We start from the raw sequence: 23227 nt of genomic DNA on the forward strand, positions 1-23227 counted from the left end.
TAAGAGCATGGCTAAATTGCCACGCTATTTTTAAATTTCTTCAAAAAAGTAAGCTTCGCTTAGTTTAAAAGCAAGCTCTTTTAGCTCATCTTCGCTTAAATTTACGCCCTTTGCGATCTCTTTAAAGCTAGCTTTACCGTCAAATTTCAATGCAGCTTTGATCTCTTGGGCGCTTAAGTTTAGCTTGCCATTTAGCTCGTTTGCTAAAGATATGACTGGCGAGCTAGCCTCCAGAAAATACCCAAGATAGGCCGCAGCTCTAGGCTTTAGCCTAGTTTTTTTAGGCTCGTATGTGAGCGCAGCAAGCTTTGAGGATGAAATTTTAGTGTTTTGATCATTTAAAATTTCAAGTAGTCCCATAAATGCTTCGCTCTCGCTCTCGCCAAGTACAGCCTTTACTTCACTTAAATTTAGACTTTGCGGATAGACTTTGCTTAAAATTTCTTGCGTTTTTGTCCTTGGCTGCTCACTAAAATATGCAAAATAAACCCTATCAAGCTCGCTCTCTCCAAGCACCGCGTCAAAGTCATCAGCGCCCTCAAGCCTTTCTTTGTGCGCGATGAGGCTCTTTCTAAAGGATCTATTAAACAAAAAGTCATTTAGCTGCTCTTTTTTGATGCGAGTGTTGTAGCTTTGCTCGATGTGCGCGTCAAAGCGATATATCCCAGTTGAGCTTGCAAAGATATCATTTAGCGAGGCGTCTATGACGTAGCAAAGTCCGTGTTTGTCGATATGCTTGGCAAATTTATGAAAGTATGTTGGCTCATTACTCGCCTCCAAAAAGTCGTGCAAAATGTAATAATCACTACCCTTTGCGATGATGCCTTGTAAGAAATTTAACTGCGTCAAAAGTAGCTTCATGCTGTCTTTATAGACGATGTCGCTTTGGTTTTGCAGGCTAAATTTCAAATAATCCTGTAAAAAATTTAGCTCCTCTTTGACGTGAGGTAGCGACTCTTTATCGCCCCTGTTTGCGCTCGCAAAGAGCATGAAGTCTCTTAAGATATCAAGGCTCTTCCAGCCAGGATAGGTATTATACGAAACATAAGCTATGCCATCCTTGCTCAGTAGTGCCTTAATCGTGGCAAGCAGCGCATCTCTTACATTTGGACTCACCCAGCTATAAACGCCATGAGCGATAATATAGTCAAATTTCCCAAGCTCTTTTATATCGCTTTCGTTCATGTGCAAAAAATTTCGCTCAAGTAGAGTAAAATTTTCTAAACCTATCTGCTTTGCTACCTTATTACCTTCAGCCACTTGATGACTTGAGATATCGATACCAACAACTTTTGCGTTTTTATGCGAAATAGCAAATGGTAAGATATTTCCGCCATATGATGAGCCAAGCTCAAGCACTCTAGCCTCTTTTAGGCTAGCTGCTTTAAGCCCCAGAAATTTAGCAACCGCTTCTATCCTAACTGGCGAGCAGTCGCTAAATGCGGCCGAGAAATAAGGAATTTCGTCGTAAGCTTTTTTTGCCTTGTTCATCAGCCGTGCTTTCTAGCAAATTCTCTCATGAACTCGCCAAGTTTCTCAACGTCGCTTTGGCTAACGGCATTATAGATAGAGGCTCTTATGCCACCAAGATGTCTGTGGCCCTTTAACCCTATCATGCCCTCTTTCAGCGCCTCCTCGACAAAAACTGGCTCAAGTGCGTGATCTTTTGGTATCGTAAAGCTCACATTCATATCTGACCTGCTTGATTTTTTAGCGTGACCTACGTAAAAGCCATTTGAGCTATCGATAATGTCATAAAGCGTGCTTGCTTTTTTGGCATTTATCTTCTCAACCTCTACAAGTCCGCCAAGATCTAGTAGGTGCTGCATGGTTAAATTTAAAAGATAAATTCCAAAAGTTGGCGGCGTGTTGTAAAGTGAGTTTGCCTCTACGTGCGTTTTGTATCGCAAAAACATAGGGACATTTTGGCTGCTCACGCGATCAACTAGATCTTTTCTTATAATAACGATAGTCACACCACTTGGACCTGCATTTTTCTGAGCGCCACCGTAAAGCAAGCCGATACTGCTAAAATCAAGCGGTCTAGCGAAAAAGTCGCTCGAAGTATCAACAACTAGGGGCGATTTGGTCTTTGGCATAGCCTTATACTGTGTGCCGTAAATCGTATTATTTGAGCAGATGTAGGCGTAGTCAGCATCGTCACTAAATTTAAACTCAGGTATGTAAGAGAAATTTTCATCCTCGCTGCTTGCGACGACATCTACATTTACGCCAAGCACTTTTGCCTCTTTGATCGCTTTGTTTGTCCAAACGCCAGTGTTTGTGTACTCGGCCCTGCCACCTTGATATAAATTCATCGGTATCATGCTAAATTGCAAGTGTGCGCCGCCTTGCAAGAATAAAATTTCATACTCATCGCCGATGTTATAGAGCTTTCTTATCTTATCCATCGCGCCAAAGTGGATCTCCTCAAAGGTCTTACTTCTGTGGCTGATCTCCATGATCGAGTAGCCCTCGCCTCTGTAGTCGGTAAATTCGGCTTTTGCATGCTCTAAAACGTCTAGTGGTATCGCGCTTGGGCCTGCGCTAAAGTTAATTTTTCTACTCATTTTTACTCCTTGATAATTGCTTTTTTATGTGTATTTTGCGAGATAAGCTCTATCTCATCGTCTATTTTTAAATCCCTAAGATCAACCCTCCTGCCATCTTTTCTGACCTCAATAAGCCCCTTCGTGCTCTCAAAAAAGAGCTCTCTCATCTCATAAGCCTTCTCTAGCGAGCTAAGAGCCGAGCCAAGAAGCAAGATCTTTCTTTGCACGGCGTTTGTTAGGGCATTTTGCTTGTTTGCTACCTCGCTAAATTTTAGCTCGATCCTAGCTTTTAGAGCGTTTGATGAAAATTTAGAAAGAAGAACATTTAGCAAATTTTGCTTTTTGGTTATCTTTAAGCTTAAAGCGCTATCAAGATCGTCGCTGAGCCTATCAAGATACTGAAAAAACGCCTCTTCATCAGGCAACAGATCAAGCATGGCTGCACTTGGCGTAAGCGATCTGCGGTCTGCTACAAAATCACTTATAACGTAGTCGATCTCGTGTCCGATAGCGCTTATGACTGGCGTTTTGGTAGCATAAATTTCACGCGCCAAGCCCTCGTCGTTAAAGCACCAAAGATCCTCTTTGCTACCGCCTCCGCGAGCCAAAACGATCACATCAACGCCGTATTTATCAGCTCTGCGCAAAGCTTTTATGAGCGAGCTTGGAGCACTTTCGCCCTGAGTTAGCGCGTCAAATATATAAATTTCACTTAGCTTCCAGCGGCTCTTTACCACCTTTAGCATGTCTTGAAGTGCAGCTGAAGTAGCGCTTGTGACAAGGGCTATTTTCTTAGGTAAATTTGGTATCTCTTTTTTTGCGCCGATGTCAAAAAGCCCCTCGTTTTCGAGCTTTTCTTTAAGCTGCCTAAACGCAAGATCAAGCTCACCCTCACCATCAGGTAGCATCGCGCTAGCCACCAGCTGATATGACCCACTTGGCGAATAAATGGTCACTTTGCCATAAATTTTGACCTTTAGTCCCTCTTTTGGCAAAAATTTCACCTTTTGGTTATTCATGCGGTACATCACAGCCGAGATGCTTGACTTTTCGTCCTTTAGCGTGAAGTACCAGTGTCCAGAGGCGTGCTTTGTTAGGCGCGAAATTTCGCCACTTACCTCGACGTAGTCAAGTGTCGATTCAAGCAGTGCCTTTGCTTTTTCGTTTAGCTCAGATACGCTAAGCATTGATATCTTTGACCTTTTTAGCGATAAATAGCGTCGAGATATCCATGCTAAAGCCCTTGCAAAGCTCTATCTCAAAGCCAGCATCAACTAGCTCATCGCAAAAGCTCTTTGCGTCCAAGAAATTTTCGATCGAGCTTGGCAGATACTCGTACGCCTCTTTGTTTTTCGAGATAAAGCCGCCGATACTTGGCAAAATTTTACTTAGATAAAAATCTCTTAGCGCAGTTATAAAGCCCTTTTTCTGGCGTTTGGTAAATTCGAGCACGACTACGTATCCGCCATCAGCTAAGACCCTGTTAAACTCCCTAAGCGCAGCCTTTCGCTCGACCACGTTTCTGATGCCGTAGCTTATGCTTAAAATTTGAGCCTCGCCGCTCGCAAGCGTTGTGTTATCAGCGTAGGCCTCTATAAATTTAAAATTTGGAAATTTCGCTCTCGCCTCTTTTAGCATGCCACTTGATGGATCGATGCCAGTTAGGCTTTTCACCTCTACGCCAAATTCTTTTGAAATTTCACTCCAAAGCCCCATCATATCGCCAGTGCCGCAAGCCACATCCACGATATTTATGCTTTTATTTTTAAAAATTTCTAGCATATATCTGCAAGCAAATTTCCTCCAACTCACATCCACGCCAAGGCTTAGCACCCTGTTTGCGACGTCGTAAGTCGGAGCGATCTGGTTAAACATATCAACTATTTTTTCTTGTTTTTGCATAAATTTTAGACCTTTATATGTAGTAAATTTTTAAATTTCGCGAGATTTTGCGAGTTGCTTTTATAAATTTAAGCCGTTTTTTTAGTATCTCTTCTCTGGTTTTATAAATTTGTTTGTAGATTTTACTCTCTAGCTTTTCTTTACCAGCAGCCACTGGCAAGCGCTCTAAGATACCCAGCCAGACATCGTAGTCTTGAAGCGCACCAAAGATATCTTGTATATCTTTTAACCGCTCTTCATACTTTTTAAGCCCGTCAAAATAAAAAATCTCACTCAAAAACTCGTAAGTATATCTCACCTTTTTAAGCTCGATCCTGATCTTGTGAAAGCTCTCATTTGGGCAGTCTTGATCTAGGCTTTTTAGCCTTTTTTGAGCCAAAACTAGAAGCGTTCTAAGTTTAAACGAGCCAAGGCGCGAAAAGCTTACATCAAAGAGCTTTGATCTATAAAACTCGCCCTCGTTTAAAAATATCTCCCACTCTTTTAAAAATACGTAGTTTTCCTCATCGCTAAGATAGCTTTTAACGTTTTCATACTCTAAATTTAGAGCCTTTTGCACAAAGTAAATTAGCTCATTTGCATGCTTTTGCTCGCTTAAAAAGCCTAGAAATATGTCTAGGTCTCGCTTTTTGTTGGTTGAGTTTGCCAGAATTTTAAAATTCTCTCCAAAAAAGAGCGTCACTTTTTCATCAAAAACGCCGTTAAAAATTTTAAGTAGCGACCTAACTTTTCTTAAATTTACTCGCAGGTTGTGCAAAATTTCTTCATCGTGATCTTGCAGATAGTCGCTCTTTAGCCTCTTTATCTCTTTAAAAATGCTTAAAAACAAAGCCCTTAGCGCCTCACCGCTTTTTAAATTTGCAGCGAAATTTGGCGAAATTTCTTTGTTTTTAAAGACATTGTAGGCTCTTTTGTAGTCGATTTGTTCATTTTCATTTGCATGAATGGCAAGAAATTTGTTTTTATATCTTTTATCGCAGGTGACATCAGCTTGGCAAAACTGCTCCAAAAATGGTGGCAGTTTAAAATATACAGCCTCATTTTCATCAGCAAATTCGATCTCAAATGTGCAAAGTCCATTTAAGCTATCTTTAAAAACGTCGATGTTGCATGGGTTATTGTTTAGTCGAAAAATGTATCTATCTTTTGTGATTACGCGCCCTATGCGGTTTTTTAGAGCCTTTTTAAACTCCGCTTTTTCGCAAAATTCCTCATTTTCTTCTCTTATAAGATCTTTGCCGACCTTGATTGTTTTTATAAATTTATCCTCTTCACTTCTGAAGCGGATCTCTTCATTTTGCGTGATCTTGGTGTAAAACTGAGAAATTTCAAGGTTCTTAAAAACTAGCCCAGCCTCTTTTAGAAAATCTAGAATTTGAGAATTTTTGAGTAAAAATTTACGCTCTATCTCCAAACCCACATTTTTCTCCGAAATTTTTTGCTTATTTTAGCGAGTTAGTGCTTAAAATAATGAGAAAAAGCTAATTTCAGGCTTGTTTGAAGTGTTTTATGAAGAAAAATAAAAATTTATGTTGCATAATGCAACATAAATTTTGCCTTATCGGCAGTGTTTACAGCTTTTTACGCTAGCAACGATATTTAGGCGCTCGATGATGTTACCGATCTTTTTTTCAAGCGCTTCTTGGTATTTGCCAAGTTCTGAGTCATCATAGCTCATATCCTCGACGCTACCGCAGTTTTCGCAAACCACGTGGATGTGTGGATGCTCGTAAATGTCATATCTCGCCTTTTGATTGACGATATTTACTTCAACCACTAGACCCTCGTCTTTTAGAGTGTTTAGGTTTTTATAAACAGTTGCTAGCGAAACTGATGGATTTTCTTTCAAAATTTCATCATAAAGCTCATCGATCGTTGGATGTGTGTGACGATCAAGAATTCTCAAAACGCTAATACGCTGCGGCGTTACTTTAAGCCCAGACTGTTTTAGCAACGATACATATTGCATAATTTTCCCCTATACAAATTTTTGCTTTATGCTAGCAAAAGTAATATTAAACGTTTCTTTATTAAATGATATTAATTATTCTCTAGTAATTTTTGGGTAATTTGCTCAGCGCTTATGCCAAGGCTCTTTTCAACCTCAGCTGTCGAGCCATGCTGGATAAATTTATCGTCATATTCAAAGCTAACAACGCTTACATTTGAGATGCCATTTTCTTGTAAAAACGCACTTACGATCTCGCCAACACCGCCTTTTTTAGCGCTATCGCTAAAGATGTACCACTTTTTAGTGCGTTTTGCAAGATCCAGCAAAAGCTCTCTATCAAGCGGTTTTACAAAGACTAGATCAACAAGGATAGCTTCAAGCTTGCCAGCTAGTAAATTTCTAACCAAATTTGCCCTGCCAACGCCATTGCCATAGCCTAAAAATGCGGTCTCACTCTTTGCGTCAGCCAAAATTTCGCCCTTGCCAAACTCTAGCGGCTTAGCTTTAAACCCATCCCTTAAAATAAACGCCCCACGCGGATATCTAAACGCGCTAACGCCCTTGTAAGAGTAGGCAAATTCCATAACATTTTTCATGCTCTCTTCGCACCTTGGAGCAAAAAGAACCATGTTTGGCACAGCGTTTAAAAAACTAATGTCAAAAGCGCCCTGATGCGTTTCGCCGTCCTCGCCCACGATGCCCGCTCTATCCATCGCAAACGTGATGTTTAAATTTAAAATAGAAGCGTCGTGAATGACCTGATCGTAGGCTCTTTGCATAAAGGTCGAGTATATCGCGACAAATGGCTTAAAGCCCTCTTTTGCCATGGCTGACATTGAGGTAACTGCGTGCTGCTCGGCTATCGCCACGTCCCAAAAGCGGTCTGGAAACTCATGTATGAGCGCGTCCATGCCAGTGCCTGTTGGCATCGCAGCCGTTACGCCAACGATGTCACTGTGTTCTCTTGCCATCTTTAAAAGCTGCTCGCTAAAGATCACCGTGGCTGACTTATTTGACTGTCTTTTTATAAATTCGCCACTTTTTAGATCAAATGGCCCAACTCCGTGCCAATTTTCATAGTAACCCTCGGCAAATTCATACCCTTTGCCCTTTAGCGTCTGTACGTGTACGATGACTGGTTTTTTCATGTTTTTAGCTGTTTCAAATGTGCTAAGAAGCGCTGAAAGGTCGTGTCCATCGACTGGGCCTATGTACTCAAGTCCAAGCTCTTCAAAAAACATACCAGGAGTGATGAGCCTGATGCCCTCCTCCATGCGTCTAGCCATATAGGCTGCAGAGTCTGGCATATAGCTTAAAAAGCGCTCAACCCTGCCTTTAAATTTTTGATAAAACTGCCCAGCCATCATCTGGCTTAGATACTTGCTAAGAGCGCCTATTGGCTTGCTTATGCTCATCTCATTGTCGTTTAGGATTATAACGCAAGGATATTTTCTATCCCCCAGCTCATTTAGCGCCTCGTATGCCATGCCGCCACTTAGCGAGCCATCACCTATGACAGCTACTGGCAAACGCTCTTCATTTTTTAGCTTGATCGCCTTTGCAGCGCCAACTGCTAGCGAAATGGAAGTTGAGCTATGACCTGCTACAAAGTAGTCAAATTTGCTCTCGCTTGGCTTTGTGTAGCCACTAATACCGTTAAATTTTCTAAGCGTATCAAAGTTGTCCCAGCGCCCAGTTAGTAGCTTGTGCGTGTAGCTTTGGTGGCTCACATCAAAGATAAACGGATCTTTTGTAACGTCAAAAATTTTGTGCATCGCAACGATGATCTCGACTGCGCCGATGTTTGAGCTAAGATGGCCGCCATTTTTACTAACGGTGGATAGAATTTTATCTCTGATGTCGTGGCAAAGTGCGTTTAGCTCATCGACATTTAGGCTTTTAACGTCTTTATTCATTATTTACCAACATTTTTAGCTTCTCTAGCCTTGTTTGCATCGTCGCGTCGATGTTTCCGCCCTCGCTTATTATCACCACGCCACCTTTGCTTATGGCGTCATCAGCGCTTACTTTTACGCGTTCGTTTTTACTAAATTGCTCTTTTAGATAGTCGCTATCTTCTGGATTTACGCGAATTTCTATATTTTTTACGTCGCTTAGCTCTTTTATAAGTGAATTTGCTAGGTGATGAGCGATCTGGCTAGATGCGCTTGAAACCTCTTTTTCTATCACCTCTTTTGCGATCTTTATCGCAGTTTGCCCAAGCTCTTCCTCGCTCTTTTTCAAAAACTCATCAAATTTAACGTACTGCTCATCTAGCTTTGTGGCTGAAGCGCTAAATTTAGCCTCAAGCTCCTTTATCTTTGCCTCGTTCGCAGCATTTGTTTGAGCAATGCCTTCATTTTTGCCATCCTCTTTTGCACGAGCGATCTCAGCTTCAAGACGCTTTGCAAATTCGCTCTCTTGATTTTCTATTTGCATTTGAAGTTTTATGATGTTGCTACTTAGCTCATCTGTCTTTTTAAGCAGCTCCTCGACAAAGCTCGAGTCAAATCCATGTTGGTGAGATTGGCTATTTTGAGGCTGAGGCACAAAGTGATTTTGCATGTTTGGTTGCACTGAGTGCAGCATCTGAGGTGCAAAATTTTCACCACCTTGCTCTAAATTTTGCTCATTTAGCTCTTCGCTAAGGTTGTTCTCTTCTATCAAAACAGGCGCGCTATCTTGGGCTCTTTCGTTACTCCCAAGCACCTTAAATCTATAATTTTCTATAAAGTGAGCCGGTGAGGTCTCACTTGTTATTACGCTACTTTTCATTCTATCATCTCTTCTGCTTCGCCAACTTGGAAGACGCCTTGATCAGCTAAGGTTTGTACTACTTCTACAATGCGTCTTTGAGCCTCTTCAACATCTTTTACACGCACGGCACCAAGGTATTGCATCTCCTCTTTAAAGGCTTCGGCTGCACGCTGAGACATATTTGATAAAAATTTATCCTTAATGCCATCGCTTGAGCCCTTAAATGCAACAATAAGATCCTTTTTATCGACATTTTTGAGAATTTCTCTAATCGCAGTTGCGTTAAGATTGATAATATCTTCAAAGGTAAACATAAGCTCTTTGATCGTTGTAGCAAGCTTATCGTCGCTTTGCTCGATGCGCTCGATCGTGCTTTTGCTAGCTTTTTGACCAAGTCTGTTAAGCACTTCTGCCACAGCTCTTGGGCCGCCGACCTCGACCTTGTAAGATGTAAGGCTTTCAAGTTTACCCTCAAGCACAGTTGAAACACGTTTTATTACTGATGGGCTAATATCGCCAAGATTTGCCATCCTGATCACGACCTCACTTCTTAGCTCATCTGAAAAAAAGCTTAGTGTCTCGGCAGCACTACTTGAGTCCATGTGGGCTAGGATTAGCGCGATAGTTTGAGGGTGCTCCTTTACGATAAAGTCTGCGAGTTGCTGCGGCTTTATCTTATCAAGATAGCCAAAGCTTTTTGAGTTCTCCATGCTTTTTGCAAGCTTATCTAAAATTTTCTGTGCTGCCTCTGGACCAAAGGTGCGGTACAAGATCTCTTTTGCGTATTCTAAACCGCCACTTCTCATATATTGATTTGACTGCATTAGTGCGTAAAATTCTTCAAGCACCGCGCCTGCAACTTGTTTATCTATATTTTTTGCAGTCGCTATGTAGCCTGAAATTTCAGTGATGACATCAACATCCATATGAGAAAATATAACAGCTGTCGCCTCTTCGCCAAGTTGAATTAATAAAATAGCAATCTTTTCAGGCATTGATAGATCATCGTAGGTCATCTTTTGCTTATCATTTAACTTCATCGACATTAAATTTCCTTGCGCATGTTAAAGTCACTATCATTTTTAACCATATCTTGAAGTAATGCCGCAATCTCTTCACTACGTTCAGAGATAACCGTTCTCATTTTTTCTAGCAATACGTCGTATTTTAGCTCGTCTTCATTAAATTCACCACCAAGACCAAGTTGTTCTTCGACTTTCTTGCGAGCAGCTTTAAATTTCTCAAGTGTATCTTCAGCATCAGTCTCGATATCTTCAAACTCATTCTGAACTTGTTCTTCTTCCTCTTTTGTCTCCTCAAGCATCTTTTGCATAAATGGTACGATAACTTTTTTGTAGAAGATGTAGAGTAGCAGTGCTGCAAAGATGTATTTTAGTAGCGGCAAGAAAGGCATCACGTAGTTGTTCATAAAGCCATCCATCTTCTCGCCAGTGCTGACATCTTTACCAGTTTTAAACTCGAAGTTATCTAAGCTTACCTCATCGCCTCTATTTTGGTTGTAGCCGATTGATTGCTTGATTAAATTTGTGATTGATTCTCTTTGCTCTTTGGTAAGTGGGGCAAATTCAAGCTCGCCAGTTGGCTTGCCGTCTTTATCCTTTTTGCTTTGATAAAGTCCGTCTATAACGACAGCTGCGCTTACTCTGCTTATGCTAGCAAACTGCCCTTTGACATTTGTTACTTTCTTTGAAATTTCGTAGTTTGTCTGCTGCGAGCTTTTGTTGTACTGCTCTTTTAAAGTGCTGTCATCTAGCCCTTGAACAGGGCCTATGTTGCTAACTGCACCTGGTACGCCGCCTACTTCATTTAGAGCCGAGCCTTGGCGCTTTTCTTCGATGTTGCTCTCGCTTCTTACGACGTTATTTGGGTCATAAACCTCGCTTTTTGTATCTTTTTTATCAAAGTCAAAGTCGATATTTACCTTTGCTACGACCTTGTCCGCACCGCCCACGATAGGAGCTATGACATTTACGATCTTTTGCTCGTAATTATTTTCAAACTCGCGCTTATAGCGGATCTGCTGAGCTATGGCATCACTATCAAACTCTCCGTCTTCATCACCAAGTGCGACGCCGTCTTGATTTACTATCTTGACATTTTCGGTGCTTAAATTTGTAACAGAGGCGGCGACTAGGTTTTTAATGCCAAAAATTTGCTTCGCATTTAGACTAACGCCTGGCTTTAGCTCGACTACGATAGAAGCGGTCGGGAGTGCTTGCCTTTCAGTAAAGACGCTCTCTTTTGGTATGGCTATTCTTACGGTTGCTTTTTGGATAGATGAGAGGCTCTCGATCGTTCTAGCTAGCTCGCCCTCAAGCGCTCTTTGGAATTTAACTCTCTGCTCAGCGTCCGTTGCGCCAAATTCTTGCTTGTCAAAAATTTCAAAACCGATCTTGCTCTCTTTTGGTATGCCAAGCGTTGCAACAGCGATACGCTCTTTATATACATCGCTAGTTGGCACGAGAATAGTGCCTTCATTTGCTAGTTTATACTTGATGCCATCTTTGTTTAGCTGATCGACTATTAAGGCTGAGTCGCTTGGGCTGATATTTTCAAAAAGGACGCTATATCCTGCAAAGCTATCACTTTTGCTTTTGTAAAGCGTTAAAAATACCAAAAAAGCCACAACCAAAACGATCGAGCTGCCTGTGACGATCTTTTGTTTTAGTGAAAGCTTTTGATAAATTTGACTTATTTGATGAAGTAATGCCTTAAAATCCATATCCCTACTTTAAAATTTGCTCTAACTCTTCAAAAACTCTATCGTTTTGCCATGCCTGACCAATAGTGATTCTCACCGCATTTAAGGCATAGCTTTTTAAATCTCGTAAAATTATACCTTTTTTTAGCATCTTTTCGCATATCTGGCTTGATTTTGGCTCGTTAAATTTAAAAGTTATGAAATTTGTATAGCTTGGGATAAACTCGATGCCATTTTGCCTTGCAAACTCCTCATATCTCTTCATCTGCTCGAAGTTGTTTTGCATAGTTTTTTGCACAAATTCATCATCTCCAAGCGCCACTATCGCTGCTCTTAGGCTTGGAGTAGTGATGTTAAATGGAGCTCTTAGCTTTGAAAGAGTGCCTATGATCTCTTCATTTGCCACGCCGTATCCCACGCGCATGCCGCCAAGTGCGTAGGCCTTTGAGAAAGTGCCAAGATAGATGGCGTTTTTAAATTTCACCACTTCGCTTGGCTTTATCTCTTTTTTGCTATCTTTAAATTTAGCAAACTCGTTGTAAGCACAATCAAGCACCACAAGCGTGTTTTCATCAATGTTTTTTATAAATTTATATACCTCATCGGCATCGATGCACTCACCCAAAGGGTTGTTTGGCAAGCAAAGAAAAATGACTGAGATTTCATCTTTGTGCGCGTTATAAATTTCTAAAAACTCGCTCAAATTATGCTCCACACTCTTTGTGCGGTAAATTTTAGCCCCTGTTTGTTTTGCATAAATTTCATACATCGCAAATGTCACGCCAGCCATCAAAACGCCACTTTGCTTGTTCGCCTTTGCGTGAAGTGCAAACTCTATGATCTGGTCGCTTCCAGAGCCGATGATTAGATTTTTGCTAGTTACGCCAAATTTCTTAGCCAGCCCCTCTTTTAGCTCAAAGTAGCTATCATCTGGATAGAGATGTGCGTTTTTGGCGACCTCTTTTAACGCCTCTTCTACGCGTTTGCTCGTGCCAAAAGGGTTTTCATTGCTCGCTAGTTTTATCACATCTTTTGCATCGATGCCAAACTCTCTAACTACAAGCTCGATCGGCTTTCCAGCCTCGTAATTTACTAGATCATCTAAAAAGTCATTAAATTTCATTACTCATCTCCGTTTAAATAGCTTCCAAGCCAAGTTATCTCAGCGCCGCTCTCTTTTGCGAGTTCAAAGGCATTTTGCACCTTCTCATCGTCGATATGCCCTTCAAAGTCAAGATAAAAAATTGACTTAAATTCGCGCTGCTTGATAGGACGTGACTCAAGTTTTGTGATATTGATATTCTCATTTTTAAAGATAGAAAGCAGATCAGCAAGGCGTCCTGGACTGTGATCAGTTTTAGCTAGGATCGAAGTTTTCGAGTTTTCAACCTTGGCGTTTTTAAAATCACTTAAGATCAAAAATCTCGTTCTATTTGCCATATTATCTTCAATAGTCTCATAGACGATTGGCACGTTGTAAATTTTAGCTGCGATTTTTGAGCAAATGGCGGCTGATTCTCTGTCCATAGATGCCATATATGCAGCTGCTGCGGTTGATTTGGCTGGGATAAACTCAACCTCATTTAGCAAGTGATCTTCTAAAAATTTACGGCACTGGTTGTAGCCTTGCGGATGCGAGTAAATTCGCTTTATCTCTTTTAAATTTTCATTTATGCTAACAAAGCTGTGGTGGATATCTACGTAGAGCTCTGCCACTATCTTTATATCATCAAATTTACTCAAACAATCAAGCGTAGCTCCAACAGCGCCTTCAGTGTTGTTTTCGATAGGCACGACGCCATATTTTGCCTCTTTTTGAGCTAGCTTTGTAAAAACTGCCTCGATCGTAGCAAGTGGCAGGTAGGCACTCATCGCACCAAATCTACTTTGCGCCGCTTGATGTGTATAAGTGCCCTCAGGCCCTAGATAGACGATCTTTTGAGGCATCTCTAAATTTCTACTAACAGCAAAAATTTCAAGATAAATAGCCTCGATCGCAGCCTTATTTAAGGCTTTATCTTTGCTAAGGCTAGTTAAGCGGTTTATGATGGCTCGCTCGCGCTCAGGGCGATATATAGGCGTCCCAGTCGTTTGCTTTAGCTTGCCGATCTGCTCGACAAGCTTCATTCTTTCATTTAGTTTATTTAAGATGAGATCATCGATACTATCGATCTCTTTTCTAAGCTCATTTAGCTCTTGCATCAGTGCTCTCCAAAAACTCAATCTCAGGTGCCACGACGTCCTCAAAGCACTCACGTCTTCTTATCAGCCTATCTTTGCCATCAAGCACGCAAACTTCAGCGGCTCTGTTTCTTGTGTTGTAGTTTGAACTCATGCTAAATCCATAAGCTCCAGCCCCTTTAACCACGATGACGTCGCCACTTTCACACTCTGGTAGATTGATATCTTTTGCTAAAAAGTCGCCGCTTTCACAAACTGGACCGACCACATCGCAAGTGCCTAAATTTTCATCCTTGCCATCGACAAAAATTTTGTGATGCGCGCCATAAAGGCTTGGTCTTATGAGATCATTCATCGCTCCATCAGTGATGACAAATCTCTTTTTGCCGTTAAATTTCTCATATAAAACGCTTGCGACAAAGTAACCAGCATTGCCCACGATGAAACGTCCTGGCTCGCAAACGATGGTCACATCTTGACCCTTTATTGCGCCTAAAATTCCTTGTGCATAGTCATATAAATTTATCTCTTTTTCATCGTTATAGATGATACCAAGTCCGCCACCAACGTCAAAGAATTTGATATCGATCTCAAACGCTCTTAGCTCTCTTAAAAGCTCGCTTACGATCTTTGCAGCATCTATTATCGGGCTTAGTGAAGTTAGCTGCGAGCCGATGTGAAAGTGTATGCCAGTTGGCTCAAGAAACTCTGAAGTTTTAGCGTGGATATACATCTTTTTAGCCGTCTGCGCATCGACGCCAAATTTGTTTTCATTTAGCCCTGTCGAGATATATGGGTGTGTTTTTGCATCAACGCCAGGATTTACCCTGATGCTGATCCTTGCCTTTAAGTTTAGCCCTTTTGCGATCTCTTCAAGCCTTAAAAGTTCGGCAAAACTCTCAACATTTATCAGCAAAATTTCATTTTCTAAAGCCTCTTTTAGCTCTTCATCGCTCTTGCCAACGCCACTAAATATGATCTGATATCTCTTAGCCCCTGCAAGAAGCGCTCTTTTGACCTCGCCGATGCTAACGCAGTCAAAGCCAGCTCCAAGATCAGCCAGAAATTTTAAAACGCTTAAATTTGAGTTTGCTTTTACAGCGTAACAGACTAGAGATTTTCTAGCGTAAAATGCGTTTTTTAGCGCCTCGTAGCGCTCTTTAATGTAGTTAAAATCATAAACGTAAAGTGGGGTTTTGTATTTGCTTGCAAGCTCTTTAAAATCCATAAAATAGCCTTTTTTAAAATGGCTTGATTTTACAAAAAAGTTGCCAAAATTTGGCTTAACGATGCGATTTTATGAGATAAATGGCGTATGCAAAAAGCAAAATAACAGGGAGAACCATGCCGATCTCTGGCAAGATGACAGAGGTTTGAGCAAATTTGGTTAAGATAAAGAGAAGTCCCCAAACTACGAGTGTTATCACAACAAAGATAAATGTTGAGAGTGCGAGGTTAAAAAACCTGCCGGTCACTGGCAAATGATAGTAGAAAATAAGTAATAAAAATGGCGCAAAAAATGGCGTGATGGCAAGGTTATAAAATGCAGTCCTTGCGCTATCAAGCCCTATGCCTTCGTTTTTAAATGTCTTTATAAAATTTATCGCATCAGGTATGTTAAATTTCGAGTTTTCAACGCTTGCAGCACTCTCGATGCTCTTTGGTTTAAAGCCTCTTAACGCATCTAAATTTTCACTTTTTACCTTTCTAAAGCCATTTTCGCCAAGCTCTAAGCTTTGAGGCAAAAAGGTCTGATTTACATCTTCCAAAACCCACTCATTGTCTTTAAATTTAGCGTGGTCGGCAAAGGTTGTCGAGAGCAAGTCAGTGCCATTAATGTCAAAAATTCTCACATCATTTGCTCTTTGCTTGGCTGAGTTTAGCTCTTTTATATAGATAAATTTGCCTTCAAATTTCAAAAATGAGTCGTTTGTACTTTTTGAAAAAGCGGTGTTTTTTGCGATACTCTTTTGATAATCATGCGCATAAGCAAACGGCGTAAAATTTAGCCCAACATAAAAAATCGTCACAAAAAGTGCGATGAGAAATGGCGGTAAAATGAGCTTGTTTTTACTGATGCCAAGAGCATAAAAGCTGATTAGCTCGTTTGAGCGAACCATATTTACATGCAAAATTATTAGTGCAAAAATGAGTGAAAGTGGCAAAACGTAGCTAATGGCACTTAGTGCAGTAAGTCCAACGTATAGTAGCTGAAGGTTGGCAGATGGCGGCAGATCTTTTAAATTTGTAAGCAGATCAATGCCAACATAAAATAGCTCAAGCGCTAAAAATACGATAAGAAAAGATTTTATATAGACCCAGCCAACGTATCTGGCGTATAGTTTCATTTGATAAGACCTTTTTTTACCGTAAATTTTTGTGAAATTTCGTTGATGTCGCTCTTTAGAAGCTCACAAACCGCATTTTTTGTATAGGCTAAAATTTCATCTAAAGCCTTTTTCTCCTCGTTGCTAAACTCGCCAAGGACGAAATTTTTAGCATCGCCCTCATGTCCGATACCTACGCGCACTCTTTCGTAGTCGTTGCCTATTAGTCCGTCGATCGATTTTATGCCGTTATGTCCGCCACTACTGCCGCCTTTTTTAAATTTAACCGCGCCAAAACTAAGATCAAGATCGTCGTGGATGACGATTATCCTATCTGGCTTGTAAAAGTCTTTTACTGCTTTTACGCTTTGGCCCGAGAGGTTCATAAAGGTTGTTGGTTTTAGCAAGATAATGTCGTTAAATTTAAAAACTTCGCCTTGAAATTTGGCTGAGCTAACATCTTTGAAATTTGAGTCTTTTAGAAGATCTATAAGCATAAAGCCTATGTTGTGTCTAGTGTTTTCGTATTTGGGACCAGGATTTCCCAGCCCCGCTATTAGTGTCACAAAAGCCCTTTTTATTTAGCTTTAATAACTCCAAGTACCGCAACACGGTCAGCGTCAATGATAGTAACGCCTTTAGGAGCTGTGATATCACGAACCAAAATCGTATCATCAATGTCAAGTTTGCTTACATCAACGTCAAATGAATTTGGTAAATTTTCAGCCGTGCATTTTACGCAAAGACGTCTTTTTGACTGAATCAAAACGCCCTTATTTTTAAGACCAATAGGTGTTCCAACTGGCTTAACTGGGATCATATATTTTGATAAAACGCCTGGAAGTGCTACTTTTAGATCTACGTGTTTAAGATCGCTTGTAACAACATCTCTTTGGTAATCAACAATAACGACATTATAAACTTTTCCGCCTACTTTTACATCAAAAGCAAGGCTCTCTTTTTTGCGTGCCTCTTTTATAAAGTCATTGACTTTAAAAGCAGCTGCAACATTCTCTAATCCCTTGCCATAAATGTTGGCGATTAGATAACCATCTCTTCTCAAAGCCTTCGCAGACTTCTTACCGATACTCTCTCTAACGATTCCTTCTAACATCGTTTTCCTTTCATAAAAAATAGGTGCTGATTTTATCTAATGCTTTATAAATTTCACATAAAGCTTATTAAATTTCTTTAAGTGCGATCACTTCAGGTTGATCTTGTTTGCTTTGAGGTTTGCCAAAATTTACACCATTTTCAAAGCTAAAACCTGCCACATTTGAGCTTTTTATCTTAAGCTGCAAATCGCCCCTGTTGCTAGCATTGTCAAGCGCTACTTCGGCACTAATTATCTTATTTTCATAAAGCTCAAGCAGGTGCTGATCAAAGGTTTGCATGCCATAAGTATTTTTTGACTCAGCTATGGCAAGATCGATCTCATCAAATTTCTCTTCAGATATGAGCTCTTTTATGCGGGTATTTTTTATCATGATCTCGACTGCCGGGCGTCTTGTGCCAAAAAGCGTCTTAACTAGCCTTTGTGAGATGACGCAAGCAAGCACTGAAGAGAACATAAGGCTGACTTTATCTCGCTCGCCTTGTGGGAAGCTATTTACTATTCTATTTACGCTCTCTTTTGCATCAAGTGTGTGAAATGTCGAAAGCACCAAGTGTCCAGTCTCTGCGGCTCTAATGGCAGTCTCAATCGTCTCAAGATCTCTCATCTCGCCAACCAAAATGATGTCAGGATATTCTCTAAGTGAAGCCCTTAGCGCATCTGAGAAATTTAGCGCATCTGCCCCGATAGAGCGCTGGTTGATTATGCTTTTATCGTCGTTAAATACGTATTCAATCGGATCTTCGATAGTCACGATGTGTGATCTTTTTGTTTGGTTGATGAAATTTATCATGCTTGCAAGCGTCGTTGTCTTGCCGCTTCCAGTTGGGCCAGTCACTAGGATGATGCCACGAGTGGTCTCTGTGCAAATTTTTTCTATCACACTTGGTAAATTTAGATCTTTTATGGTTGGAATTTTCGTTGGAGTGACACAAAAGACAGCAGAAATTCCATTTATCTGCAAAAACATATTTACACGAAAGCAGTACTCATCATTTAGTTTATAAGAAAAATCTATATCTTTTTTATCCATAAACTCATCAAATTTAGCCACCAAAAGCTCTTTTGCGATAGCTACCGCGTCACTTGGGTCTAAATTTTCTTCGCTAAGTGGCATGATCTCACCATTAAATCTGCCATAAACAAGGCTTGCAGACTTTAGATGAAGGTCGCTGCCGCCTTTTTCGACTAAAGAGCACAGATATGAATCTAGGTCTTTTTTTGGTCATTAAAGTGATTTCATAATGTCGTCAAATGCTGCAACAAACTGCTTTAAGCCGTCATTTAAAAGCTCTTTATAAGTAGCATTTATATCGATCTCATTATTTTTTATGATGTGAAAAAAGCTTGAGATATTCTCTTTGCTAGGGGCATTTTTTGCCTCAGCTTTTTCTTTTATAAATTCTTTTATAGTATCTATCGGAGCTGTGTTTATAGAGTTTTTATACATTAGCTCTCTAACGTAATAATCCCCTCTTAAGCCACTACCTTTTACGCCAGTGCTTGCAAAAAGTGTCCTTACGTTTTCTAAGCCAAAATCCTCAATGATATGATAGATATTTGCAGCGTTCAATATGCCGATCTGTCCTGTTGGTAGGCTCTTTGCAGCCATCGTCTCATCAAGCTTTCTGTCAAATCTACTAACAAAAACACTGATCACACCCTTTGGCATCGTCGTATCCACAAAGCGGCTTGCATAAGCTTTGCTACCCTCTTTAAAGGCCTCTAGGCAGTTTTTAGCCTGATCAGGCGAGAAAATGAGCGTCGCATTTACGCTGATACCTCTTGCCATGAGTGCGCTCATCGCTTCATAGCCCTCTTTTGTAGCTGGAATTTTTATCATGACATTTGGCATTGAGATAAGGTTGTGAAGCCTGATGCCCTCTTCTATCGTCGCAGCTGTTTCGCCACTTAAATTTGGATCAACCTCGATGCTAACAAAGCCATCATCGCCATTTGCGTAGTTTTTTAGCATTTTACATGCGGCGATCTTGATATCTTGGGTCGCTAAAATTTCATAAAGATCTTTTGGGTGACGCTTGTTGCTGTTTTGTATGATCTGTTTGTAAGCAGGTGATGCAAAAGCTGTTTTAAAGATAGCTGGGTTGCTTGTAGCTCCGTTTATAACGCCTTTTTCTAATAAAGAGTTGAATTCGTTTTGTAAAAAATCTCTCTCTATAAAGTCACACCAAAGAGAAAATTTAGCTTCATTGTCATACATTTTTTCACCTTATAAAATTTAAAATTTCACGCAGATCCTTGACATCCACGCAATGCGTCGCCTCTTTTTTTAAAATTTCTTTCGCACAAAAGGCAATTTTTAGATCACATTTTCTAAACATAGATACGTCATTGGCTCCGTCGCCAACGCACATGATCTCACTTTTATCTAAATTTAATAGCCCCTTTAAGCGATCTATCATATCGCCTTTTGAGCTACCAAACATCATCTCTCCGCCAACTTCACCTGTTAAAATTCCATCTTTGTGGTGCAAGATATTTGCAAAATTTACATCAAATTTAAGTTTTTCTTGCATCTTATCAGTTGCGATGTGAAAACCACCACTAAAGACCACGACTTTTATATCCTTTTGCTTTAGAGCAGCTATAAGCTCGCTAGCTCCTGGCATGATGGGTAAATTTTTACAAATTTCATCTACTTTTGAAAGTGGCATTCCTTTTAAAAATTTTACTCTTGCTGTAAGACTTTCAAAAAAATCAAGTTCGCCGTTCATCGAACGCTTCGTTATGCTAGCCACCTCATTGCTGGCGTTATTAGCGGCGGCGAGGATATCAATCGTCTCGCCGTCCATTATCGTAGAGTCAAAGTCAAAAACACAAAGTTTTATCAAGCTATGCCCTAAAAATCACGCTTTAAAAGGCTCTCAACCTTTAAAATCGTAAGAATATTTTGATCGCGTTTGCCAATACCATAGATCATGCCTTTGTCTTTTACCAAAGTCTCTGGTGGCGGATCTATCCTGTTACGAACTATTCTTATAGCCTCCGTCAAGCGGTCTATCACGAAACCTGCGATATTATCCTCATCTTTCATGACGATATATCTTGTACTTGGGCTTTGTTTTGTAACATTTAGTGAAAAACGCTTACGCAAATCAATAAGCGGGATAACGTTTCCACGTAGGTTAAAGACGCCAAGAACATAGTCAGGCACGCTAGGAACACGGGTGTATTCGATAGGTTTGATTATCTCTTGGATATTTAAAATAGGTATCGCATACTCTTCCTCACCAACAACGAAGCCTACTAATTGAACTATATCTTCATTGTTTTTTGACTCAGGTCCGTCAATTTGTTGTTTTTGTTTGCTTAAAACCTGGTTTAGTTTATCGTTCATCCCTTACCCCTAAGCTAATTTTATATTTTTTCTAACAACGTTTTCAAGGTATTCTGCTGAATACGGTTTAGTAATGTATTCAGTCATACCAACCTCTACACCGCGTAATCTATCTGTTTTAGACGTCCTTGATGTAACAGCAATAAGCGGTAGATTGCGATATTTAGAGTATTTTCTAATCTCACCAGCAAGTGTATATCCATCCATCCTAGGCATCTCAATATCAATCAAAATTGCATCAAATGAATGCTCGCCCGATTTTATAACATTTAATGCCTCGACACCGTTAGTTGCTTCTATTATAGTTACTCCGGTTGGTTCAAGTGCTTTTTGCATAATGGTTCTATCCATTTTAGAGTCATCAACAATCAAGACCTTATAATCACTTGGCTTTTCCTTTGCTTTTGTGCTATCTTCTATTTCAGCTCTAATATCTACCTTGATATCTTTAGCCATCTCCATCATAGCACCAACATCTATAATAAGAGTTACACGGCCATCACCTCTAATAGTAGCTCCAGCGATGCCTGGGATATTTTGTAAATAATCACCCATTGACTTAATAACGATCTCTTCTTGACCAACTAAAGTATCTACTATGATGCCCAGTTTTGCTTCAGCAACGCCGATGATAACGACATAAGTATGATCACCGCCATCGAACACTTTTTCGACGCCAAAGACATCTGAAAGCCTAACAAGAGATAAAACCTCATCTCTTAATCTTAGAACGTTTTTACCATCAATCGTATAGATATCATCGATTGGCACACGAACAGTCTCAAGAACGCTAGCAAGTGGTATCGCATAAAATTCCTCTTGTGTTCCAACAAGAAGTGACTGAATAATCGCAAGTGTGAGTGGAATTTTAAGCTTCATGACTGTACCTTTTCCAACTTCACTCTCGATATCGATGATACCATTTAGTTTTTCAATGTTTGTCTTAACAACGTCCATACCAACGCCACGACCAGATACGTTTGTAACCTTTGCAGCAGTTGAAAATCCTGGTCTAAATATAAGACCAAATGCCTCTTTCTCACTCATCGCATCAGCTTCTCGCTCAGTGATGATGCCTTTTTCTATAGATTTAGATTTAAGCATATCAGCGTCTAAGCCCTTACCATCATCAACTATCTCAACAACGATATGATTGCCTTCGTTATAAGCTTTTAGTTGAACAAGGCCTTTTTCAGGTTTACCCATTGCCTTTCTCGTCTCAGGATCTTCGATACCGTGGTCACATGAGTTTCTGATGATGTGAACTAGTGGATCACCGATCTCTTCAACGATTGATTTATCAAGCTCTGTATCTTCACCTGAAATTTCAAGATCTATTTGCTTACCAAGGTCGCGGCTAAGATCACGTATCATACGTGGGAATTTATTAAAGACTTTTGCTATTGGAAGCATCCTTGTCTTCATAACAGCTAGCTGAATATCAGTCGTAACTAGACTTAGACTTGAGACTACTTGATTTAACTCTTCAAGGAATTTCTCGCCCTCATATCTCTCTTCTACGTCATCGTAAATTTTTAACAGGCGGTTTTTTCCAAGAACAAGCTCGCCGATTAAATTCATTAAGTGATCAAGTCTTTTTACTTCAACACGTATCGTTTGCTCCTGCGCTACTGCACCACTGCTTGCAGCTGGTACTTTTTTATCCGCATCTCTTTCTCTACTAGGAGCTGGCTTAGGTGCTGGTGCTGGTGCAGCGCTTGCAGCTGGGGCTATCTCTTCAGGAGATTTTGGAGCTATGGCTTTTGAAGCACGTCTTGCTTGATCTTCTGCTTTTCTAACTTTTAAGAGTCTCTCTATCTCAGCTTCAACCTCAGAGTCACTTAGCTTTGAAAGCTCGGCATCGCTTACTTCAGGAGCTGCTTCTTCAGCTGGTGCGGCAGGTTCTGGCTCTTTTACTGGCTCAGGAGCTGGTGTGGCTGGAGCTTCTGGGGCTGCACTTGGGGCTTCACCTTCAGAAATTTGAGTAAGTCTTATACAAATATTTTTAATATCGATACCAGCGGCTGCGTCACTACCGTTATCTCTAATGCTCTCTAGTAGTCCTTTCATCATATCAACTGACTCAAGAACAATGTCCATAATGTCTGGAGTAATCTTTAGCTCGCCTTTTCTAGCTTTGTTTAAAACATCCTCCATGTGGTGAGTAAGCTCTGTTAAAACATCAAAATTTAAAAAGCTTGAGCTACCTTTTACTGTGTGAGCAACACGGAAAATTCTATTTAAAAGCTCCAAGTCTTCAGGGTTTGCCTCTAGTTCAACAAGGTCATGATCTATCTGCTCAATAAGTTCGAAAGCCTCTATTAAAAAGTCTTCCATTATTTCTTTCATATCATCCATGCTTC

General features: G+C 40.4%; 21 protein-coding genes. All 21 read right to left on the minus strand.

Annotation, left to right across the window (positions count from 1 at the left end):
- Positions 1–30 precede the first annotated feature (30 nt).
- Positions 31–1491: a class I SAM-dependent methyltransferase gene (locus tag CYO90_RS03735; protein WP_103578490.1), complete on the minus strand. Its 1461-nt coding sequence runs from the start codon at positions 1489–1491 to the stop codon at positions 31–33.
- Positions 1491–2570: a phosphoserine transaminase gene (gene serC, locus CYO90_RS03740; protein WP_103578491.1), complete on the minus strand. Its 1080-nt coding sequence runs from the start codon at positions 2568–2570 to the stop codon at positions 1491–1493. The genes CYO90_RS03735 and serC overlap by 1 nt, the downstream gene beginning before the upstream one ends.
- 2 nt (positions 2571–2572) lie before the next feature.
- Positions 2573–3739, minus strand: a complete 1167-nt coding sequence (gene xseA, locus CYO90_RS03745; protein WP_103578492.1) for an exodeoxyribonuclease VII large subunit — start codon at positions 3737–3739, stop codon at positions 2573–2575.
- Complete coding sequence (ubiE, locus tag CYO90_RS03750) at positions 3732–4454, minus strand: bifunctional demethylmenaquinone methyltransferase/2-methoxy-6-polyprenyl-1,4-benzoquinol methylase UbiE (RefSeq protein WP_103578493.1); 723 nt, start codon at positions 4452–4454, stop codon at positions 3732–3734. Before ubiE ends, xseA begins: the two co-directional genes overlap by 8 nt.
- A gap of 13 nt (positions 4455–4467) precedes the next feature.
- Positions 4468–5874: a CHAD domain-containing protein gene (locus CYO90_RS03755; RefSeq protein ID WP_258030639.1), complete on the minus strand. Its 1407-nt coding sequence runs from the start codon at positions 5872–5874 to the stop codon at positions 4468–4470.
- 138 nt (positions 5875–6012) lie between these two features.
- Positions 6013–6423 (minus strand): Fur family transcriptional regulator, encoded by a 411-nt coding sequence (locus CYO90_RS03760; RefSeq protein ID WP_103578494.1) that lies wholly within the window; start codon positions 6421–6423, stop codon positions 6013–6015.
- A 71-nt stretch (positions 6424–6494) separates the two neighbouring features.
- A complete protein-coding gene (gene dxs, locus CYO90_RS03765) occupies positions 6495–8321 on the minus strand; it encodes a 1-deoxy-D-xylulose-5-phosphate synthase (protein WP_103578495.1) in 1827 nt (608 codons plus the stop codon).
- Positions 8314–9180 carry a flagellar assembly protein FliH gene (gene fliH, locus CYO90_RS03770; RefSeq protein WP_103578496.1) on the minus strand — a complete coding sequence of 289 codons (867 nt, stop codon included), beginning with the start codon at positions 9178–9180 and terminating at the stop codon, positions 8314–8316. Before fliH ends, dxs begins: the two co-directional genes overlap by 8 nt.
- Positions 9177–10208, minus strand: a complete 1032-nt coding sequence (gene fliG / locus CYO90_RS03775) for a flagellar motor switch protein FliG (protein WP_103578497.1) — start codon at positions 10206–10208, stop codon at positions 9177–9179. The genes fliH and fliG overlap by 4 nt, the downstream gene beginning before the upstream one ends.
- Positions 10208–11905, minus strand: a complete 1698-nt coding sequence (fliF, locus tag CYO90_RS03780) for a flagellar basal-body MS-ring/collar protein FliF (protein WP_103578498.1) — start codon at positions 11903–11905, stop codon at positions 10208–10210. Before fliF ends, fliG begins: the two co-directional genes overlap by 1 nt.
- A 4-nt stretch (positions 11906–11909) precedes the next feature.
- A complete protein-coding gene (gene hisC, locus CYO90_RS03785) occupies positions 11910–13007 on the minus strand; it encodes a histidinol-phosphate transaminase (protein WP_103578499.1) in 1098 nt (365 codons plus the stop codon).
- Positions 13007–14086 carry a prephenate dehydratase gene (gene pheA / locus CYO90_RS03790; RefSeq protein ID WP_103578500.1) on the minus strand — a complete coding sequence of 360 codons (1080 nt, stop codon included), beginning with the start codon at positions 14084–14086 and terminating at the stop codon, positions 13007–13009. Before pheA ends, hisC begins: the two co-directional genes overlap by 1 nt.
- Positions 14070–15293 carry a diaminopimelate decarboxylase gene (lysA, locus tag CYO90_RS03795; protein WP_103578501.1) on the minus strand — a complete coding sequence of 408 codons (1224 nt, stop codon included), beginning with the start codon at positions 15291–15293 and terminating at the stop codon, positions 14070–14072. Before lysA ends, pheA begins: the two co-directional genes overlap by 17 nt.
- Positions 15294–15348: 55 nt before the next feature.
- The gene (locus tag CYO90_RS03800) at positions 15349–16413 is read right to left on the minus strand and encodes an LptF/LptG family permease (RefSeq protein WP_103578502.1); all 1065 of its coding nucleotides are present in this window, start codon (positions 16411–16413) and stop codon (positions 15349–15351) included.
- Positions 16410–16958 (minus strand): aminoacyl-tRNA hydrolase, encoded by a 549-nt coding sequence (pth, locus tag CYO90_RS03805; RefSeq protein WP_103578503.1) that lies wholly within the window; start codon positions 16956–16958, stop codon positions 16410–16412. The genes CYO90_RS03800 and pth overlap by 4 nt, the downstream gene beginning before the upstream one ends.
- Before the next feature lie 11 nt (positions 16959–16969).
- Positions 16970–17506, minus strand: coding sequence for a 50S ribosomal protein L25/general stress protein Ctc (locus CYO90_RS03810; RefSeq protein ID WP_002939542.1), 537 nt, complete (start codon positions 17504–17506; stop codon positions 16970–16972).
- A 67-nt stretch (positions 17507–17573) separates the two neighbouring features.
- On the minus strand, positions 17574–18707 hold the full coding sequence (locus tag CYO90_RS03815) for a type IV pilus twitching motility protein PilT (RefSeq protein WP_103578504.1): 1134 nt from the start codon (positions 18705–18707) through the stop codon (positions 17574–17576).
- A gap of 27 nt (positions 18708–18734) precedes the next feature.
- A complete protein-coding gene (locus CYO90_RS03820) occupies positions 18735–19727 on the minus strand; it encodes a transaldolase (RefSeq protein WP_103578505.1) in 993 nt (330 codons plus the stop codon).
- A gap of 4 nt (positions 19728–19731) precedes the next feature.
- On the minus strand, positions 19732–20358 hold the full coding sequence (serB, locus tag CYO90_RS03825; RefSeq protein ID WP_103578506.1) for a phosphoserine phosphatase SerB: 627 nt from the start codon (positions 20356–20358) through the stop codon (positions 19732–19734).
- An 8-nt stretch (positions 20359–20366) separates the two neighbouring features.
- Complete coding sequence (locus CYO90_RS03830; protein WP_009294664.1) at positions 20367–20864, minus strand: chemotaxis protein CheW; 498 nt, start codon at positions 20862–20864, stop codon at positions 20367–20369.
- Between the two features lie 9 nt (positions 20865–20873).
- Complete coding sequence (locus CYO90_RS03835) at positions 20874–23222, minus strand: hybrid sensor histidine kinase/response regulator (RefSeq protein ID WP_103578507.1); 2349 nt, start codon at positions 23220–23222, stop codon at positions 20874–20876.
- Positions 23223–23227 lie beyond the last annotated feature (5 nt).

Source organism: Campylobacter concisus (genome assembly GCF_002913745.1).
Lineage (GTDB): Bacteria > Campylobacterota > Campylobacteria > Campylobacterales > Campylobacteraceae > Campylobacter_A > Campylobacter_A concisus_R.

Bases quoted from the DNA above. Each gene is read 5' to 3' on its own strand.
- CYO90_RS03735 (WP_103578490.1), bottom strand. From the start codon at position 1,491: ATGAACAAGGCAAAAAAAGCTTACGACGAAATTCCTTATTTCTCGGCC.
- serC (WP_103578491.1), bottom strand. From the start codon at position 2,570: ATGAGTAGAAAAATTAACTTTAGCGCAGGCCCAAGCGCGATACCACTA.
- xseA (WP_103578492.1), bottom strand. From the start codon at position 3,739: ATGCTTAGCGTATCTGAGCTAAACGAAAAAGCAAAGGCACTGCTTGAA.
- ubiE (WP_103578493.1), bottom strand. From the start codon at position 4,454: ATGCAAAAACAAGAAAAAATAGTTGATATGTTTAACCAGATCGCTCCG.
- CYO90_RS03760 (WP_103578494.1), bottom strand. From the start codon at position 6,423: ATGCAATATGTATCGTTGCTAAAACAGTCTGGGCTTAAAGTAACGCCG.
- dxs (WP_103578495.1), bottom strand. From the start codon at position 8,321: ATGAATAAAGACGTTAAAAGCCTAAATGTCGATGAGCTAAACGCACTT.
- fliH (WP_103578496.1), bottom strand. From the start codon at position 9,180: ATGAAAAGTAGCGTAATAACAAGTGAGACCTCACCGGCTCACTTTATA.
- fliG (WP_103578497.1), bottom strand. From the start codon at position 10,208: ATGTCGATGAAGTTAAATGATAAGCAAAAGATGACCTACGATGATCTA.
- fliF (WP_103578498.1), bottom strand. From the start codon at position 11,905: ATGGATTTTAAGGCATTACTTCATCAAATAAGTCAAATTTATCAAAAG.
- hisC (WP_103578499.1), bottom strand. From the start codon at position 13,007: ATGAAATTTAATGACTTTTTAGATGATCTAGTAAATTACGAGGCTGGA.
- pheA (WP_103578500.1), bottom strand. From the start codon at position 14,086: ATGCAAGAGCTAAATGAGCTTAGAAAAGAGATCGATAGTATCGATGAT.
- lysA (WP_103578501.1), bottom strand. From the start codon at position 15,293: ATGGATTTTAAAGAGCTTGCAAGCAAATACAAAACCCCACTTTACGTT.
- CYO90_RS03800 (WP_103578502.1), bottom strand. From the start codon at position 16,413: ATGAAACTATACGCCAGATACGTTGGCTGGGTCTATATAAAATCTTTT.
- CYO90_RS03810 (WP_002939542.1), bottom strand. From the start codon at position 17,506: ATGTTAGAAGGAATCGTTAGAGAGAGTATCGGTAAGAAGTCTGCGAAG.
- CYO90_RS03820 (WP_103578505.1), bottom strand. From the start codon at position 19,727: ATGTATGACAATGAAGCTAAATTTTCTCTTTGGTGTGACTTTATAGAG.
- CYO90_RS03830 (WP_009294664.1), bottom strand. From the start codon at position 20,864: ATGAACGATAAACTAAACCAGGTTTTAAGCAAACAAAAACAACAAATT.
- CYO90_RS03835 (WP_103578507.1), bottom strand. From the start codon at position 23,222: ATGGATGATATGAAAGAAATAATGGAAGACTTTTTAATAGAGGCTTTC.